Source organism: Vallitalea sp. (assembly GCF_025211055.1).
Taxonomy (GTDB): Bacteria; Bacillota; Clostridia; order Lachnospirales; family Vallitaleaceae; genus Vallitalea.
Genome location: NZ_JAOARO010000087.1, coordinates 151,291 through 169,004, shown reverse-complemented (window position 1 = coordinate 169,004; position 17,714 = coordinate 151,291). Strand labels below are relative to the sequence as shown.

The window sequence follows — 17,714 nt, the reverse complement described above, 5'->3', positions numbered from 1 at the left end:
TGTATATTTATATTATGATAATATAAATAATTACTTTGATGATTAAAACAATCTTAATTGATTGGATTGTGGCATACCATCCAATATATGATTTTGTTTCATAATCTCAATAACTGTTTTACTAAGCTTAGTTCTTTGTCTAAGCTCATCAATAGATAGGAAAATACCATCTTTCCTAGCATTAACAATATTATCAGCCGCTTTTTCTCCAAGACCCTGAATAGCACTTAGTGATGGCATAATGCCTTCATCCAGTACCTGAAATAATTTTGACTTAACCTTATATAAATCTATTGGTACGAAATTAATCTTTCTTGCATACATCTCTTGGACAATTTTCATATCCTTTAATGTATCTTTTTCTTTTTTGGATAATTCGTTAAATCTTGATTTATAATCTTTTATGTATATATCTACTTTCTCTTTTCCATGACACATTAATTCATAATCAAAATCTGATGCTCTGATACTGAAATATGTTGCATAATAAGCCTCAGGATAATATACTTTGAAATAAGCAATTCTATATGCCATCATAACGTATGCAACAGCATGGGCTTTCGGGAACATGTATTTAATTTGTTTACATGACCATATATACCAATCTGGTACACCACTTGATGTCATAATTTCTTCCCATTCAGGCTTTAATCCTTTACCTTTTCTTACACTTTCCATTATAGTAAAAGATAATTCCTTATCTAATCCCATATTTATAAGATATACCATAATATCATCTCGAGATGATATTACTTCACCAATAGTAGCTTTTCCATCTCTGATTAATTCTTGGGCATTATTCAACCATACATCGGTTCCATGAGATAGAACGGATATTTTACATAGTTCTGAAAAAGTTGTAGGTTTTGTATCTAGCAACATCTGAATAACAAAGTCAGTTCCAAACTCTGGTATTCCAAGAGAACCAAGCGGACAACCATCTATATCTTCTGGTTTTATACCAAGAGCTTCAGTACTTGTAAATAGTGAAGCAACCTTAGGTTCATCTAGTCTAATTTTCTGAGCATCTAATCCAGTAATGTCTTCAAGCATTCTTATCATCGTAGGATCATCATGACCTAATATATCTAATTTTAATAAGTTATGGTCAATAGAGTGATAATCAAAATGAGTTGTTATCGTCTTAGTTGTCATATCATTAGCTGGTCTTTGAACTGGAGTGAATTTGTATATTTCTTCACTAGTTGGAACAACAATAATTCCACCTGGATGCTGTCCTGTTGTACGTCTTGCTCCTGTACAACCTGCAACAAGTCTATTAACTTCAGCATTTCTTATATTAATCCCTTTTTCATCAAAATACTTCTTTACAAAACCATAAGCAGTTTTTTCAGCCAAAGTTCCAATAGTTCCAGCTCTAAAAACATGACCTTTTCCAAAAATAACCTCTGTATAATCATGTGCCTTACTTTGATATTCTCCTGAAAAGTTTAGATCTATATCCGGTTCTTTATTACCTTTGAAACCTAAAAAAGTTTCAAAGGGTATGTCATGACCATCTTTTATAAGGTAAGCCCCACATATGGGACATTTTTTGTCTGGTAAATCACATCCTGAGTTACCAGCATTCTTCTTAACTATCTCAGAATCAAAATCACTATACTTACAATTAGGGCACACATAATGAGGCGATAAAGGATTTACTTCTGTTATACCTGCCATAGTAGCTGCAAATGATGAACCAACTGAGCCCCTAGAGCCAACTAAGTATCCATCCTCGTTAGACTTCCACACTAATTTTTGGGCTATTATGTACATAACCGCAAAACCATTAGATATTATTGAATTAAGTTCACGTTCAAGACGTTCTTCAACAATTTCTGGTAATGGGTCTCCATATATGGATTTAGCCTTAGTCTCACAGATGTTACGGAGATTTTCCTCTGAACCATCTATAACCGGTGGGTATTTATCTGGAGGTACAGGGTCAATTTTTTCTATCATATCTGATATTTTTTTAGTGTTATCAATGACTACTTCTCTCGCTTTTTCTTCACCTAGATAAGCAAATTCATTTAGCATTTCTTCAGTAGTTCTAAAATATAGTGGTGGCTGTTCATCAGCATCTTTAAATCCTTGACCAGTCATAATAATACGCCTATAGACTTCGTCACCAGGATTAAGAAAATGAACATCACAAGTAGCAACTACTAATTTATTATGCTCTTCACCAAGTTTAATAATCTTCTTATTGATTTCTATAAGTTCTTCTTTACCATTTACTCGTCCATTTCTTATCATAAACTCATTATTCATCAATGGTTGAATCTCTAGATAATCGTAAAAATTAACAAGTCTATCAATTTCTTCCTTTGGTCTATCATCAAGAACAGCTTTGTATAGTTCACCCGCTTCACAGGCAGAACCAATCAATAGTCCTTCTTTGAACTCTAAATATACACTCTTAGGAATTCTTGGTTTTCTGAAAAAATAATCTATATGGGATTTAGAAATCAACTCATAAAGATTTCTAAGTCCTACAAGATTCTTAGCTAGTATAATAGCATGATAATACTTCAACTTTTTGACATTTTTAGTTGCTTCATGAGAATATGTTTCCAATTCTTCTAAGTCATAGATATTCTTATTTTTAAGCATACTAATAAACTGTATAAAAATCTTTGCTGTTGCCATTGCATCATCTACTGCTCTATGATGATTATCAAGTTTTATACTTAATTTTTTAGTAATAGTATTAAGCTTGTAATTATTCAAATCAGGAAGAAGCACTCGTCCTAGTTCTAACGTGTCAAGTACTGTATTATCAACACTAATATTAATTTCCTTACAGAAATACCTAATAAAATTAATGTCAAAATCAGCATTATGGGCTACTAAGACTGAATCACCAATAAAATCCATAAACTTTGGTATTATTTCTTGATATTTCGGTGCCTTAGCCACCATATCATCGGTTATCCCTGTAAGCTTAACTACTTCCTTTGGAATCATCCTTTCTGGATTAACAAAGGTACTGAATTCATCAATAATCTCCCCATTTTTTACTTTTATTGCACCGATTTCAGTTATTCTATCTTTTCCAGGATAGAATCCAGTAGTCTCAAGGTCAAACACTACATACTCATCATCTAAACTTTGCTTATTAGAATTTTGTATGATAGATTTTAGGTCATCAACCAAATATGCTTCTACACCATATATTATCTTAATATCATTACCACTAGCAGTATGAAAAGCCTCAGGAAAAGCTTGGACAACTCCATGATCCGTTATTGCAATAGCATCATGGCCCCATGCTATAGCTTGTTTCACTAAAGCTGTTGCACTGACCACACTATCCATATCGCTCATTTGAGTATGAGCATGGAGTTCCACCCTTTTGTCTTTACTTAAGTCAAGACGTTTGATTCTAAAATCATTAATTTCCATGATAGCTCTTGCCATAACAGTCATTTCTTTTGAAAAAGTATCAAACTGTAAGTTGCCTTTAACTCTTACTGATTTTCCTTTTACTAGTCTATCACTTACCTGCTCTTCAAATTGATCTTTCTTAATAAAACATTTTGCAGTTATTGAATCTTTATCATTAGTTAAATCAAATGCTACTATGTACTTATCATTCTTTATTTCTCTACTCTCAACACTGATTATGATACCATCAAAAATCAAATCATCAATCTCATTGTCTATTTCCTCGATAGGAGTAATTTCTCCACCGAATTTTCTACCATATATCATTTTACTGTCTTCTACATTTTTCGATGATTGTAGTTTTTTATTACTTGTTGAATTACTATTTGAACTACTATTTGGAGAAGGAACATTACTTAGAATTTTAGTAACAAATTCTTTTTCTCTTTCTTCTCTCTTCTTAACGAATTTTATATTATTCTCTATCGCTTTTTCGTTAACCTTAAAAGAAACATAAGTATTAATGTTAAACCTACCGTTAATTATTTCTTGGATTCTTTTATCTACTTTTTTTTCTTTTAAATAATCTATAGTATTATTGGTTAGAGTAATAATTACATTATCACCTTGAACTTCAATATCAGCTTTTCTTAAAATACCAAAACAAATAGGACTGAATTGCTTTAGTTCATATAAAATACTATCCCTATACAGTAATAATAATTTATTCAAATCATATTTTACATTATACTCACATATAATTCTAACTGTTAAATCAGAGTTAGCGCATAAATTATTTTCGATTTGTTTTTCCACTTGTCGTATAAATTTTATATGAACTATGTTATTAAAAACTACGTAGATCTGTAATTCTTTTACTTTTGTGTCAATAACAACACGTTTAACCATAGCATTATCAAAATACATAGCTATACTATCATTAAGATGCATACTATCAAAAACTTCTACAAAACATTTGCTCATATAAAATCAACTCCTTACATGTTACTTGGTATACTTTTCAATTTCTATAGCAAGTTCATCAATTAATCTATCTTCAGGTACTTTTTTAATAATTTCACCTTTTTTAAAGATAAGACCAACCCCCTTACCACCAGCTATACCAAGGTCTGCCTCCTTTGCTTCCCCAGGACCATTAACTATACAGCCCATAACAGCAATTTTTAACTTAATATTAAGATTACCGAATCTTTTTTCAACCATGTTAGCTAGTTTAATAAGATCTATCCTTGTTCTTCCACAAGTTGGACATGACACTATTTCTATATGATTTTTCTCACGGAGCTCGAGTGTTTCTAGTACTTTTTTAGCTACTCTTACTTCCTCTACCGTATCACCTGTCAATGATACTCTTATTGTGTCACCTATACCACTAGCTAATATAACACTTAATCCAACTGCTGATTTGATAGTACCAGACCATATGGTACCAGCTTCTGTTATACCTACATGGACAGGATAGTTAACAGCTTCTGCAACAAGTTGATGAGCCTTAATTGCCATTGGCACATCTGAAGATTTTAACGATATGACTATATTATCATATCCCATATCTTCTATTATCTTTATATTGTTAACAGTACTTTCTACTAATCCTTCAGCGGTTACATGACCATATTTATCCAGGATATGTTTTTCAACTGACCCACTATTAATTCCAATTCTAATAGGAATATTATCAATCTTAGCTCTTTCAACTATTTTATTGACTCTTTCTAGATTACCTATGTTAGAAGGATTAATTCTTATTTTATCAGCACCATAGTCCATTGACATCATAGCTAATTTATAATCAAAATGAATATCTGTAACTAAAGGAATATGTATCCTTTTTTTGATTTCATAAACTGCTTTTGCGGCTTCAACATCTGGTACAGCAACTCTTATTATATCACAACCTTCTTCTTCTAAGGTAAGAATTTGTTTAACAGTAGCTTCTATATCATGGGTCTTGGTATTTGTCATAGATTGAATAAGTATGGGATTACCTCCACCAATGACCTTATTGCCTATTTTTACTACTTTTGTATTATCTCTATACATTATATCCCTCCTTATTAGACATAAAACACAAGGGCTTTCTCAATATATATTATATCAATATTATTAAGATAACCCCTGGATTAATTATATAGATTATTTTATTTAAAATACATTACTAAAGTCATTAAATAGCATAAATACCATCAATACCATTAATAATACAAATCCAATATAGTTGACATATGCTTCTTTTTCTCGATTAATAGGTTTTCTCCTTATTGCCTCTATTAGTAGAAACACAAATCTTCCTCCATCAAGGGCTGGTAGTGGTAATAAATTCATAACCCCAAGGTTAGCACTTAATAAAACAATATAAGATGATATAGTCATAAATACTTGTTTTATACCATATTTAACGCTTTCAGTATAACCTTTACTTATCTCGGAAATAATTCTTACAGGTCCACCAAAGTCCTGTCTAGTTACTTGCCCTCTAAAAATCATACCTAAGCTTATGAACACTGTTTTAATCCAAAAAATAACTTTAATAAATCCATATTTTATGATTTGGAAAATATTACCTTGATTCATTTTGGTAGGTGAAATACCAATTAAATGTCTACCATCTTGTTCAACGGGCTTTATATTAGCTACGTAAGTCTTTCCATCTCTTTTATATGTTATATCTAGAGCTTCACCTTTTTTTAGATTGATATATAAACCTATTTCATCATATGATACAATATTATGATTATCTATCTTAACTATCTTATCTCCTGATTTCATTCCTGCATCATATGCAGGTGAACCTTTAGTTACCTTATCAATAGTAGTAGTATAATCACCCATATTACCAACTATTATACAAGCGAAGATAAAAGCCAACAAAATGTTAAAAGCAGCACCAGCTACAATAACAACCATTCTTGCTCCAACTGATTTATTTGAAAAAGCCCTAGGATCATCTTCAACAGCTTCATCTTCACCAAGCATTTTACAATACCCACCAAAAGGTAACAACCTAATAGAGTATAGCGTATCTCCTCTTTTTATCCCTACTAGTTTAGGTCCCATACCAATAGCAAACTCTTCAACAAGTATGCCATTTTTTCTTGCCGCAAGAAAGTGTCCTAACTCATGTACAAGAACAAGTAACCCAAATATCAAAATTGCAACAACAATATTCATATAACCAATCATTCCTTTCCATTATTTACTCTCTATCCCCATTTACATTCAATAATCTCATAAGTTTCTTTTTCTGCTTCAAAAATATTTGTTAGTGATGGATTTTTTATATTACAATGTTTATCCATAGCATATTCAATTATTTCAGGAATCTCAAGAAATCTTACTTTGTTTTCTAAAAATTTTTTTACTGCTAATTCATTAGCTGCATTTAATACCGATAGTATAGAACCACCTTTTTCAAGTGCTTTATAAGCTAATTCAAGACATCTAAAGGTTTTGATATCAGGCTCTTCAAATGTCAAACTAGCTACTTTAAATAAATCAAGTTTCCTAATATTATTCTCTACCCGCTTCGGATAATTGAGAGCGTATTGTATTGGAATCCTCATATCTGGAACACCTAACTGCGCAATCACTGAACCATCATTATATTCTACCATTGAATGAATAATACTTTGTGGATGCACGACAACTTGAATCTGATTAGGTGCTACATCAAAAAGCCATTTTGCTTCTATAACTTCTAGTCCTTTATTCATAAGAGTAGCTGAATCAATTGTTATTTTAGGACCCATTGACCAATTAGGATGATTAAGTGCTTGAGCTTTAGTTATATCCTTTAATAGTTCTGTTTTTTTCCCTCTGAATGGTCCTCCTGAAGCTGTTAACAATATTTTGCTAACTTCTTCTTTATTCTCTCCTTTTAAGGATTGAAATATTGCAGAATGTTCACTATCCACTGGAAAAATGTTTACTTTATATTCATTTATCAAATCCATAATGATTTGACCAGCTGTAACTAATGTTTCTTTATTAGCTAAAGCTATATCTTTTGATGCTTTTATAGCTTCAACAGTGGGTCTGATGCCTATCATCCCTACTACAGCTGTAACAACTATATCAACCTTTTCTAAGGTTGCAACTCTAATAAGTCCATCCATTCCACTTAATACTTCTACTTTGCTTCCAATCTTTTTTTTAAGAATAGAAGCTTTATGTTCATCCATTACAGCTACTACTTGCGGTTTTACTAATTCAATCTGTTTCTCTAATAGATCTATGTTAGTATTTGCAGTTAAACCTAATATCTGTATGTCCTTCTGCTTGCAAACAATATCAATTGTCTGCTTACCAATTGAGCCAGTTGACCCTAGAATAGATATCTTTTTCAATTTATTCTCCTCTTCCAAATAAGCTACTATATTTGATTTATACATTAAATATATTTTTTTGTGTAATTAATTATTTCTTTTTAATCTAATAATATTATAAAAAATTGATTAGCATATATAAACTACATAATAAAAAATTTCATAATATAATATACAAATGGTGCAGTGAATATTATACTATCTAATCTATCCAATATACCTCCATGACCTGGCATTATAGTACCAAAATCTTTTATGTTATTTTGTCTTTTCATAGCTGATGCAGCTAAATCTCCTATCTGTGATAATACAGAACCAATTCCACCAATAAATACAAAAGGTATTAATTTCATAGGATCTGTTAATTCGCCTATATTAAGTAATATGATACCAAAAACAACTGAAAAAATCGTAGCCCCAACAATACCACCGATAGAACCTTCAACACTTTTTTTAGGACTCAGCTTTTCTGCTAACCTATGTTTACCAAAATTAACTCCAACAAAATAGGCCACCGTATCACTACCAAAAGCAACAATAAATATTAACCATATCAACCATGAACCATAAGCTTCATTGCTTCTTACTAATAAGATATATGATAATAGATAAACTACATAGAAAAATCCAATAAAAATAGTCATAATATCTTTTAGATTATATTTTGGATAAACAAATACATAGCTTATTAATAATATTAAGAAGAACATACCATAGAATTCACCGAAGTATTCACTTCTATTAAATATCAATAATAAATAATATACCACAGACGCTATATATCCAAATAGTTTAAGCCCTAAACAATCAATTTTATAAGCTCTATAAAATTCATAAAGACCTAGCAACGATGCTAAAAATAATAAAAGTATTAGTATTTTACCTCCATATATTAAAGGAATTAATAATATAGGTAACGCTATAATGGATGATATTATTCTCTTTTTCATTGTACCCATTCCCTTCTCTTTGTATTATTCTTTGACTTTGCCATACCTTCGTTCAATATTACTATAATATTCTATAGCATCTTTCAAATCTTCAATAGTAAAGTCTGGCCAATGTTTTTGAACAAAGTAAAACTCTGTATATGCTAATTGCCAAAGCAAGAAGTTACTTATTCTCATTTCACCACTTGTTCTTATTAGTAGATCTGGGTCAGGTATATCTTTTGTATCAAGATATCTCTCTATTGTTTTTTGATTAATGGTATTTATATTAATGTTATTATTTTCAAATTCAGAAACTATCTTTTTTGTCATTCTTACAATTTCATCACGTCCACCATAATTCAATGCAATCTGTAATTGTAATCCTGTGTTGTCTTTTGATCCCTCTTCTAATCTTTCAATACTAGTGATAATATCATTATCTAATCCAATTTTATTACCTATTACTCTCACTTTTATATTATCTCTGCTAGCATTTTTCAAACTGCTTTTTAAGTATTGTCTTAACAAATTCATCAAATTATCTATTTCTTCTTTCGGTCTTGACCAATTTTCAGTGGAAAAAGCATATACCGTTATATACTCTATACCTATGTCATAAGCTTGCTTACAAATAGTTTCTAATGTTTTAGAACCTTGTCTATGACCGTATTGTCTTTTTTTCCCTTTTGCCATTGCCCATCTACCATTACCATCCATTATAATTGCTACATGTCTTGGAACATTATAATTATTGTCAACTACCATAAACAACAATTCCTCTCATTCATAAGAATCTTTTTCTATATCATATACATAAAAAATAGGACTTTCCATTAGATTAAAAACAACCCCTCATATAGAGGGGTAAACCAAAACAGTCACTAAACTGTTAATATTTCTTTAGTCTTATTTTCTACATGTACATCTATATCTTTTACATATTTATCTGTTAATTTTTGCATATCAGTTTCGTAATCTTTCAAATCATCTTCTGTTATTTCATGATTCTTAAGCTGTTTTTTGAATTTGTCTAAAGCATCTCTTCTAATATTCCTAACAGCTACTTTAGCCTCTTCTCCTTTTTTCTTAACATCTTTAGTCAAAGATTTTCTTCTTTCTTCAGTAAGTTCTGGGAATACTAATCTGATAACTTTACCGTCATTGTTAGGAGTAATTCCTACATCAGATGCAAGTATTGCTTTTTCAATTTCTTTCATCATACTAGTATCCCATGGTTGAATTTGTATCATTCTAGGTTCTGGTACAGAAACATTACCTACTTGTTGAAGAGGTGTTGCTTGTCCATAATATTCAACAGTTATTTTATCAAGTACATGTGGGTTAGCTCTTCCAGCTCTAATTGAATTATACTCATTCTCCAATGCTTTAATAGTTTTTTGCATTTTTTCTTCGTATTTTTTAATTTCTTCTAACATTTTATCTCCTCCTATTATCTTCATTAGTTATACTATATAAATAGCAGGATATTGACTATTTATGTGTATAACTTATACTGTTATAAATGTACCTTTTATGTTATCTTTCATAGCATTCTTAATGCTGTCTTCTTCAGCTAAAGAAAATACAAGCATTGGAACATTTTGCTCCATACACATTATCGCAGCTGTCATATCAATGACATTCAATCCTTTTGAAACTACATCATTATAAGTTAATTTATCATATTTCTTAGCATTCGTATTCTCATTTGGGTCACAATCGTATACACCGTCAATATTTTTGGCAAGCAATATAACATCACATTCAGTTTCAATAGCTCGTAAGGCTGCTGCTGTATCTGTTGAGAAATATGGATGTCCCGTACCTCCTGCAAATAAAACAACCTCTTTGTTTGTTAAATGTTCTAGTGCTTTGTCTTTAGAAAATTCTTCAGTCACTGTTCCTACTTTAAAAGGTGTTTGTACAACGCTTTTCATACCTAGAGTTCTTAGTATTTCTGCCATATACAATGAATTCATAACTGTAGCCATCATCCCAATCTGGTCTGATTTAGTTCTATCCATATTCCTGCTGCTTCTACCTCTCCAGAAGTTACCTCCACCAATTACTATAGCCACTTGATTACCTTTATTTACTATATCTTTGATTTGGTTAGCTACCATTAATACTGTTTTTTCATCGAATCCTGTGCCTTTTCCACCTGAAAGAGCTTCTCCGCTTAATTTTAGTAACACTCTGTTATACTTTGACATATAAAAACACCTCTATCTATTAATTTATCACAAACTAGTAATTTTTACTAGTATAAAATATTCATTTCTTTAAAAAAAGGAAACACTAAGTGTTTCCTTTTATTTAACTTACATATGGAAATTCATATTATTGCATTTGCTTAGCTACTTCTTCAGCAAAATTTTCTTCTCTTTTTTCTAGACCTTCACCAGTTTGGAAACGAACATATCTCTTAATTGATAATTCTACTCCTGTTTCTTTTGCAACTGAAGCAATGTATTTAGAAACATTTAAGTCTCCATCTTTTACATATTGTTGATCTAATAAACAGATTTCTTTCATCATTTTATTAACACGGCCAATAATCATTTTTTCAATGATATTATCTGGCTTGTCAGGATTTTCGTTCTTAGCTTGTTGTTTTAAGATATCTTTTTCTTTTTCAATATACTCAGCATCTACTTGATCTCTAGAAATGTATTTTGGAGATACAGCAGCAATTTGCATTGCGATGTTTTTAGCACATTCTAAAGTAGCTTCATTAGCTTCTCCATTCATTTCTACTAGTACACCGATTTTTCCTCCTGCATGGATATAAGATGTAATAAAACTTCCATCAGCCATGTACTTTTCAAATCTTCTGATATTCATATTCTCGCCGATTACTGCTATTTGTTCTGTTAAAACATCTTTTACAGTTTTGCTTGCATCATTTAACCAAGCATCATTTAAGAATCCTTCAATATCTTTTGCTTCTGTGTTAGAAGCAGCAGTTGCAACATCTGCAACATAAGTTTTGAAAGTATCATTTTTAGCAACGAAGTCAGTTTCACTGTTAACTTCTACGATTGAAGCAACTTTATTATCATCTGATACATATGCTGCTACTAATCCTTCAGCTGCAATTCTTCCAGCTTTTTTAGCTGCTTTTGCTAATCCTTTTTCTCTTAGGAATTCAACAGCTTTTTCCATATCTTCATTATTTTCTACTAATGCTTTCTTACAATCCATCATTCCAGCACCAGTTCTTTCTCTTAACTCTTTTACCATACTAGCAGTTACTGCCATGTTTGCACCCTCCATATTCAATTTATTATATTCGTACTTTTATCTCATTTTATTAATACCATATATATTATAATTTCAATAATGCATTGTTTTTACTATTATAAATTATTAACATAATAGAGATACCCAATACATATTTTGAAATATACAATAAATGCTTCAACCATAGTAGCTGGTTGAAGCATATTATTAATTACTATTTTGCTTTTGCTTCTGCTTCTTTTGCAGCTTCTTCTATATTATTTTGTGCTCCTTGGTTAGCTTCAATAACAGCATCTGCCATCTTAGAAACAATTAACTTAACCGCTCTAATAGCATCATCATTACCAGGGATTACATAATCAACTTCTTCAGGATCACAGTTTGTATCTACTATTGATACAATAGGTATTCCTAATATATGGGCTTCTTGGATAGCAATTTTTTCTTTTCTTGGATCAACTATAAACATAATGTCAGGAATATCTTTCATTTCCTTGATACCACCAAGGTTCTTTTCAAGTTTTTCCATTTCATGTTTTAACTTAATAACTTCTTTTTTAGGTAATAAATCAAATGTACCATCTTCTTGCATTTTCTCTAAGTTCTTAAGTCTTCCAATTCTTGCTTGAATAGTTTTGAAGTTAGTTAACATTCCACCTAACCATCTTTGGTTAACATAGAACATTCCACAACGTTCTGATTCAACCTTAATTGCATCTTGAGCTTGTTTTTTAGTACCAACAAACAATACATTACCACCATCTGCTACTACTTCTTTAATAGCATTATATGCATCGTCTACTTTACCTACTGTTTTTTGTAAATCAATGATGTAAATTCCATTTCTCTCAGTATAAATATACTCAGCCATTTTAGGATTCCATCTTCTTGTTTGATGTCCGAAATGAACACCAGCTTCTAACAATTGTTTCATTGAAATAACGCTCATGTTATACCTCCATAATTTTGGTTTTTTCTTCCGCATTCTTCATCTTCTTAGAATACCTGTTAGGCACCTTTCTAAAAATCTGAATACGTGTTTTTTCACGATTGCTAGTATATCACAATACAAAAAATTAATCAAGCTAATTTGTAAAAATTTTCATTACTTCTTCATAAGTACTGTCTACTTTAAATTCATATGTACCTATCTTTATTCTATGAGCTAATTTATTTTGCATTAAAAATTTGTCAAACTCCATGTCATCATCTACAACCTTATTATCAAACAATAATTCAGCTACTTCATCTGAACCCATTCCATACTCTATTTTTATCTTAACAGTATCACTTTCTTGTGATTCTTCGTCATTCTCATTTTCTTTCTGAATTTCTTTTTCTATTTTTTCATTTATAACATTTTCTTCACTGTTGGCTTTATCAGTTTCTTCAAATACCATACCTAATTTAGTTGCTCTATCAATTATTTCTTTATCTGTCAATTTCTCTTTTTTAGTATCTATCTGTCCTTTATCTATCATACCTAGTTCTTTAGCTCTTAATATTATTTCCTCTTCAGTTATGACTTCTGTTGTTTTCTTAGTGATGTTTAATCCTATAAAGTAGAATATTGATGCAGTAATTATCAAAGTTATACCTACACCTCTAAAAAAATATTTATGTTTATTCATCTAAGCACCTCAAGTTAGTTTAGTTTTCTTTTGTTACACCCAATTCTAATATTAATTTCACTTCTCCTCTACCTAGTCCCATGACTTTTGCGATATCTGTTATCGAATATCCATTTCTATGTAGATTATGTATTTCTTCATTTTTATCTCTTATATCATTTGATATGTTTTTTGAATCTAATTGTTTTGGAGTATCTACAATAACTTCTTGATGTTTCTCTTCTTTTTTTATATTATTGATATTTGATAGTTTCTTCATGTTCTTTTCTTTTTCATTTATCAATTGGTATAAAAACAGTAATTCCTTATGTTTATCATTCAATTCTTGCTTAATAAAGCTAGAATAATCATTCAACTCTAGGATTTTATTACTTATTTCTTCCATAACTTGATCTTTGTTGAAGTCTATATTTTCTGCTTCTTCATCATTTGGTATGATGTTTTCAACTTTATCATCAATTATATTTTTTTCCTTTTTATCTTTAGGTATAAAACTCAATATTATAAATATGATTCCTATCATTATAAAAATTATCACAAGTATGTTTATGTTATCCATGTAGGTTTACCTCTTATTATTTTTTATATTACGTTTCATTTAATAATTATATTCTAATATCTATTTTTGTTCTTCCAACATAATTTTTCTTACCTTTATTAGAGCCTTCTTTTTTATTATCTTTTTTCTTCTTATTATTTTGGTACTTGTTATTACCTTTCTCCTTGGCATCTGATCTGGAGTATGCCTTTTCATTTTCATTAGATTTGACAACATTTTTAGTCTCATTCTCAACTTTACTATTCATGGAATGAGCTATATTATGTTGATTAATATTAGCTTTTTGCTGGTCAAGATGTTTAATATTTGCAATCTCTTGAGTCTTAGGTAACATGACTTGCATATCTAGAGGTCTTATTGACATAGTATTACCTCCCCTTATATCTTTCTTATTTAATTATAACTTGCAACTTTTATATCAGCACCATCTTGATACATAACACAATATTTAATATCTTTTCTTACATAATATTTTACATTGCCAATAGATACCCTAACTCCGGGATAAATATCACCTAATACTCTAACTTTACCTATATTTTTATTATTAATATTATCAGCCATCTCACCATATCTTTTCCTGCTGCTAGCTAATTTGTTACTTACAAATATTTTACTTCTAGTAGCTGATATTAACATCTCTTTTTTATCTTCATCAAGATCTCCGTTAATCCTTTTTTTCTTATTCAATAGATTTATTATTTGAGTCAACTTAAGTTCTTCTTTTGTTAATTGCTTTATATCTTTTTGTAATTCGTTAAATTCATCTATATATGTTGGATCAATACCTACATCTATCGTAGTTACGGTACCCATATGAGACCCAATTACTTTAGCACTAATTTCAACTCCTGATCTTAGTGTTCCACCTGATATTAATCCTTTTTTACCATCTACTAAAATATTCCCTTTACAAGAAACATCACTATGTAAAATAGCATCAGAGTGTATGCATCCACCTGCAGTTACTTTGGAATTTTCAATATATTTGGCCATAACGTTACCTTTTGCTTCAATAACTCCTCTATCCATGCCTTGTATCCCTCTATGGAGGACAATATTTCCATCTGCAACAATATGTGCCCCTTCAACAACACCACTAACTTCAACATCACCTTTAGCTTTTACAGTATATCCAGTAAGCACATTACCTCGTACGAGAACAGTACCAAAAAACTCAATGTCACCAGTAGAATTATCAACATTACCAGGAATTTCAAGATAATCTAGAACTAATACTTTTCCATCATCAAGTTTTACTTGTCCATCTTTAATTGCATATAGTGTATTATCCCTTACTTTTGTATTCTTACCAAAATATAATTTTTTAGCTTTTACTTTTGGTGGTTGTATTTCATCTCCGTATACATTTTTACCAATTGTCCCCTCTTCTTCTGGTATTAACCTTGCCAATTCATCACCACTATTTACGTTAGTTATGAGATTAAGCTTATGGTAATCTACAGTACCATCTTTATTCATATGAGGTTTTAATTTTTTCTCTGTATCAAACAGGTATTCTATTCTACCATCTTTTCCTTCTATAGGCTTTAATCCTTTTGCTATTAATATATCTTGATTATATTTTTTATTTTTCCTAGCTAATTCGATTTTTTCATGATCTATTCCGAATACAATATTTTTCTCTTTCAATTTCCTAGTTATGTCTTCACTTGATAGAGTTTTCCCCTCTCCGATAGGAGGATAAAATCTAATATATACACTTAATTTATCCATAGAAACATTTATATCCATAGTCTCATTAATTATTTCTATGATAGAATCGGATATTCTAAATTCTTTTATTTCTTTTAATGTATTTAATTCTTTGATTAATAGATCTTTTTTGAAGTTAATAATATTCTTGTTCTCCAATGTAGTAACTATGTCGTCTAGTTCTATGTTTTTTCCATTATTTTTGCTTGGAAACAACTTAATATATAAACCATCTTCTTTATTTAATAAATTATAATATCCATCATAAATATTGGTATCCATATTATCACTCCCCTAGAAACCTGCTAAAAGTTCCATATTATTACCTAACTTTATTTTTAATTTTTTTAGTGCTTTAGTATGTATCTGAGATACCCTTGACTCAGATACTTCTAAAATCTGACTTATTTCTTTTAACGTTAGTTCTTCAAAATAGTATAAAACTATAACCCGCTTTTCGTTTTCCAATAAATTATCAATAACCTCAGCTAGAATTTCCTTAAGCTCATTTTTCTCAACAACTCTTTCAGGCTGCGTATACCTAGATTTGTTCATAGGCTCAATTCTAATTTCGCTTCCTTGCTCAATATATTCTTCAAGTGATGTTAACGTTAATAACTTCGTTTGATTTAACCACTTTTTATATTCCTTTAGAGTTATATCAAGTTCACAAGCTATTTCTTCATCAGTAGCTAATCGCTCTAGAGCATTTTCCAATTTAGAATTAGCATTGTCTATTAATTTTTGTTTTTTCCTAAGTGATCTTGGAATCCAGTCCATACGTCTTATATTGTCTAATATTGCACCTCTAATTCTAAGTGATGCATAAGTCTCGAACTTAACTCCCTTTTCAAAATTAAATTTATCTATTGCATCAATTAGACCAAAAACACCATAACCTACAAGATCTTCGTATTCAACATTATTACCTAGATACATATTTAACCTACCAGCTACAACTTTAACCAATTGTGCATATTCTATAATCAATTTTTCTTTTATATCAAATGATTTTTCTTTTGAATACTTTTTCCATAATATTACCCTACTCTTCTCATCCATTTTAGCCTCCGTTAAAGTTTTTAGTCTATTTTATCATCTTCTACGGGTTCATTATTTTCTTCTATTTCTTCATTATCGTCATCAATATTATTGATTTTGTCCAAGTTTTTATTCAGCTCATTAATCTTCTTTTCTTTTTCTCTCTTATCTACCTGTGCATATAACCTATTCATTATTTTTTGTATAATAGTACCTAAGATGAAAAATATAGCTAAAACGATAATCATTGTAATAGTTAGTGTTTTGATATCATATTTATTCATTAAACCTAGTATACAAACAATAATACCTGCCATAAGCATTATTATGATACGTAAATTTCTAACCATATTACTTACCATCCTTATATGATTTTTATGTCTTTACCAATTGTTTTAATTAATAAGTCTCCATTTTCTGTATAAAATTCTATTGTTCTACCATAGTTTTCACCTGTATCCTGTGAAAGGATCTTTATTCCTAACTTTTTTAACATCTTAACTGATGCCTCAACATTTCTGTCCCCAATTCTCATTAAATCATTACTACTTTTAAATGAGAACATCTGTGCTCCTCCTGCCAACTTTGCTACAAGTCGATTTTTGTTAGCACCTATCTTAGTCATATCATTAATTAATTTATTTATACCAGTGTCTGCAAATTTTGCCAAATTGCTATTGTTTTTTATCTGAGTACTATCGGGTAGCATAATATGTGCAAGTCCTCCAACCTTCTTAAATGGGTCATATAGCACAATACCTACACATGAACCTAGTCCAAGGGTTGTCAGTATACTTGGGGAAGCACAGACATTAAGGTCTGCCATCCCAACCTTTATTTTCTCTTCCATATA

At 30.2% G+C, this 17,714-nt stretch carries 17 protein-coding genes; all 17 read right to left on the bottom strand.

Annotated features, from left to right (window positions below; all coding sequences use genetic code 11):
• Positions 1 to 42 precede the first annotated feature (42 nt).
• The 17 genes from N4A55_RS13235 to N4A55_RS13155 all read right to left on the bottom strand — a co-directional run bounded on the left by N4A55_RS13235 (position 43) and on the right by N4A55_RS13155 (position 17,711).
• Positions 43 to 4,377 carry a PolC-type DNA polymerase III gene (locus N4A55_RS13235; protein WP_293757176.1) on the bottom strand — a complete coding sequence of 1,445 codons (4,335 nt, stop codon included), beginning with the start codon at positions 4,375 to 4,377 and terminating at the stop codon, positions 43 to 45.
• 21 nt (positions 4,378 to 4,398) lie between these two features.
• A complete protein-coding gene (ispG, locus tag N4A55_RS13230) occupies positions 4,399 to 5,457 on the bottom strand; it encodes a flavodoxin-dependent (E)-4-hydroxy-3-methylbut-2-enyl-diphosphate synthase (protein WP_293757174.1) in 1,059 nt (352 codons plus the stop codon).
• A gap of 102 nt (positions 5,458 to 5,559) precedes the next feature.
• Positions 5,560 to 6,585, bottom strand: a complete 1,026-nt coding sequence (gene rseP, locus N4A55_RS13225; protein WP_293757172.1) for an RIP metalloprotease RseP — start codon at positions 6,583 to 6,585, stop codon at positions 5,560 to 5,562.
• 32 nt (positions 6,586 to 6,617) lie between these two features.
• Complete coding sequence (locus N4A55_RS13220) at positions 6,618 to 7,760, bottom strand: 1-deoxy-D-xylulose-5-phosphate reductoisomerase (protein WP_293757170.1); 1,143 nt, start codon at positions 7,758 to 7,760, stop codon at positions 6,618 to 6,620.
• 122 nt (positions 7,761 to 7,882) lie between these two features.
• Positions 7,883 to 8,689, bottom strand: coding sequence for a phosphatidate cytidylyltransferase (locus tag N4A55_RS13215; RefSeq protein ID WP_293757168.1), 807 nt, complete (start codon positions 8,687 to 8,689; stop codon positions 7,883 to 7,885).
• 24 nt (positions 8,690 to 8,713) lie between these two features.
• Positions 8,714 to 9,436, bottom strand: a complete 723-nt coding sequence (locus tag N4A55_RS13210; protein WP_293757166.1) for an isoprenyl transferase — start codon at positions 9,434 to 9,436, stop codon at positions 8,714 to 8,716.
• Positions 9,437 to 9,552: 116 nt separating this feature from the next.
• Positions 9,553 to 10,107, bottom strand: coding sequence for a ribosome recycling factor (gene frr, locus N4A55_RS13205; protein WP_293757164.1), 555 nt, complete (start codon positions 10,105 to 10,107; stop codon positions 9,553 to 9,555).
• 72 nt (positions 10,108 to 10,179) lie between these two features.
• Entirely contained in the window at positions 10,180 to 10,884 is a 705-nt protein-coding gene (gene pyrH / locus N4A55_RS13200; protein WP_293757162.1) for a UMP kinase, read from the bottom strand.
• A 127-nt stretch (positions 10,885 to 11,011) separates the two neighbouring features.
• Positions 11,012 to 11,932, bottom strand: a complete 921-nt coding sequence (gene tsf, locus N4A55_RS13195; RefSeq protein ID WP_293757160.1) for a translation elongation factor Ts — start codon at positions 11,930 to 11,932, stop codon at positions 11,012 to 11,014.
• Positions 11,933 to 12,128: 196 nt separating this feature from the next.
• The gene (rpsB, locus tag N4A55_RS13190) at positions 12,129 to 12,863 is read right to left on the bottom strand and encodes a 30S ribosomal protein S2 (protein WP_293757158.1); all 735 of its coding nucleotides are present in this window, start codon (positions 12,861 to 12,863) and stop codon (positions 12,129 to 12,131) included.
• A 136-nt stretch (positions 12,864 to 12,999) separates the two neighbouring features.
• Positions 13,000 to 13,545: a hypothetical protein gene (locus N4A55_RS13185; protein WP_293757156.1), complete on the bottom strand. Its 546-nt coding sequence runs from the start codon at positions 13,543 to 13,545 to the stop codon at positions 13,000 to 13,002.
• Between the two features lie 19 nt (positions 13,546 to 13,564).
• Positions 13,565 to 14,104: a DUF6115 domain-containing protein gene (locus N4A55_RS13180; RefSeq protein ID WP_293757154.1), complete on the bottom strand. Its 540-nt coding sequence runs from the start codon at positions 14,102 to 14,104 to the stop codon at positions 13,565 to 13,567.
• 46 nt (positions 14,105 to 14,150) lie between these two features.
• On the bottom strand, positions 14,151 to 14,468 hold the full coding sequence (locus N4A55_RS13175) for a hypothetical protein (RefSeq protein ID WP_293757152.1): 318 nt from the start codon (positions 14,466 to 14,468) through the stop codon (positions 14,151 to 14,153).
• A 29-nt stretch (positions 14,469 to 14,497) separates the two neighbouring features.
• Positions 14,498 to 16,102 (bottom strand): DUF342 domain-containing protein, encoded by a 1,605-nt coding sequence (locus tag N4A55_RS13170; protein ID WP_293757150.1) that lies wholly within the window; start codon positions 16,100 to 16,102, stop codon positions 14,498 to 14,500.
• Positions 16,103 to 16,114: 12 nt separating this feature from the next.
• Positions 16,115 to 16,882, bottom strand: a complete 768-nt coding sequence (locus N4A55_RS13165; RefSeq protein ID WP_293757148.1) for a FliA/WhiG family RNA polymerase sigma factor — start codon at positions 16,880 to 16,882, stop codon at positions 16,115 to 16,117.
• A 20-nt stretch (positions 16,883 to 16,902) separates the two neighbouring features.
• On the bottom strand, positions 16,903 to 17,211 hold the full coding sequence (locus N4A55_RS13160) for a hypothetical protein (protein ID WP_293757146.1): 309 nt from the start codon (positions 17,209 to 17,211) through the stop codon (positions 16,903 to 16,905).
• Between the two features lie 14 nt (positions 17,212 to 17,225).
• The gene (locus N4A55_RS13155; RefSeq protein ID WP_293757144.1) at positions 17,226 to 17,711 is read right to left on the bottom strand and encodes a chemotaxis protein CheD; all 486 of its coding nucleotides are present in this window, start codon (positions 17,709 to 17,711) and stop codon (positions 17,226 to 17,228) included.
• Between the last annotated feature and the right edge of the window lie 3 nt (positions 17,712 to 17,714).

Excerpts from the sequence above, each read along its gene's own strand:
- N4A55_RS13235 (WP_293757176.1), bottom strand. The coding sequence starts at position 4,377 with ATGAGCAAATGTTTTGTAGAAGTTTTTGATAGTATGCATCTTAATGAT.
- ispG (WP_293757174.1), bottom strand. The coding sequence starts at position 5,457 with ATGTATAGAGATAATACAAAAGTAGTAAAAATAGGCAATAAGGTCATT.
- rseP (WP_293757172.1), bottom strand. The coding sequence starts at position 6,585 with ATGAATATTGTTGTTGCAATTTTGATATTTGGGTTACTTGTTCTTGTA.
- N4A55_RS13215 (WP_293757168.1), bottom strand. The coding sequence starts at position 8,689 with ATGAAAAAGAGAATAATATCATCCATTATAGCGTTACCTATATTATTA.
- N4A55_RS13210 (WP_293757166.1), bottom strand. The coding sequence starts at position 9,436 with ATGGTAGTTGACAATAATTATAATGTTCCAAGACATGTAGCAATTATA.
- frr (WP_293757164.1), bottom strand. The coding sequence starts at position 10,107 with ATGTTAGAAGAAATTAAAAAATACGAAGAAAAAATGCAAAAAACTATT.
- pyrH (WP_293757162.1), bottom strand. The coding sequence starts at position 10,884 with ATGTCAAAGTATAACAGAGTGTTACTAAAATTAAGCGGAGAAGCTCTT.
- tsf (WP_293757160.1), bottom strand. The coding sequence starts at position 11,932 with ATGGCAGTAACTGCTAGTATGGTAAAAGAGTTAAGAGAAAGAACTGGT.
- rpsB (WP_293757158.1), bottom strand. The coding sequence starts at position 12,863 with ATGAGCGTTATTTCAATGAAACAATTGTTAGAAGCTGGTGTTCATTTC.
- N4A55_RS13185 (WP_293757156.1), bottom strand. The coding sequence starts at position 13,545 with ATGAATAAACATAAATATTTTTTTAGAGGTGTAGGTATAACTTTGATA.
- N4A55_RS13180 (WP_293757154.1), bottom strand. The coding sequence starts at position 14,104 with ATGGATAACATAAACATACTTGTGATAATTTTTATAATGATAGGAATC.
- N4A55_RS13175 (WP_293757152.1), bottom strand. The coding sequence starts at position 14,468 with ATGTCAATAAGACCTCTAGATATGCAAGTCATGTTACCTAAGACTCAA.
- N4A55_RS13170 (WP_293757150.1), bottom strand. The coding sequence starts at position 16,102 with ATGGATACCAATATTTATGATGGATATTATAATTTATTAAATAAAGAA.
- N4A55_RS13165 (WP_293757148.1), bottom strand. The coding sequence starts at position 16,882 with ATGGATGAGAAGAGTAGGGTAATATTATGGAAAAAGTATTCAAAAGAA.
- N4A55_RS13160 (WP_293757146.1), bottom strand. The coding sequence starts at position 17,211 with ATGGTTAGAAATTTACGTATCATAATAATGCTTATGGCAGGTATTATT.
- N4A55_RS13155 (WP_293757144.1), bottom strand. The coding sequence starts at position 17,711 with ATGGAAGAGAAAATAAAGGTTGGGATGGCAGACCTTAATGTCTGTGCT.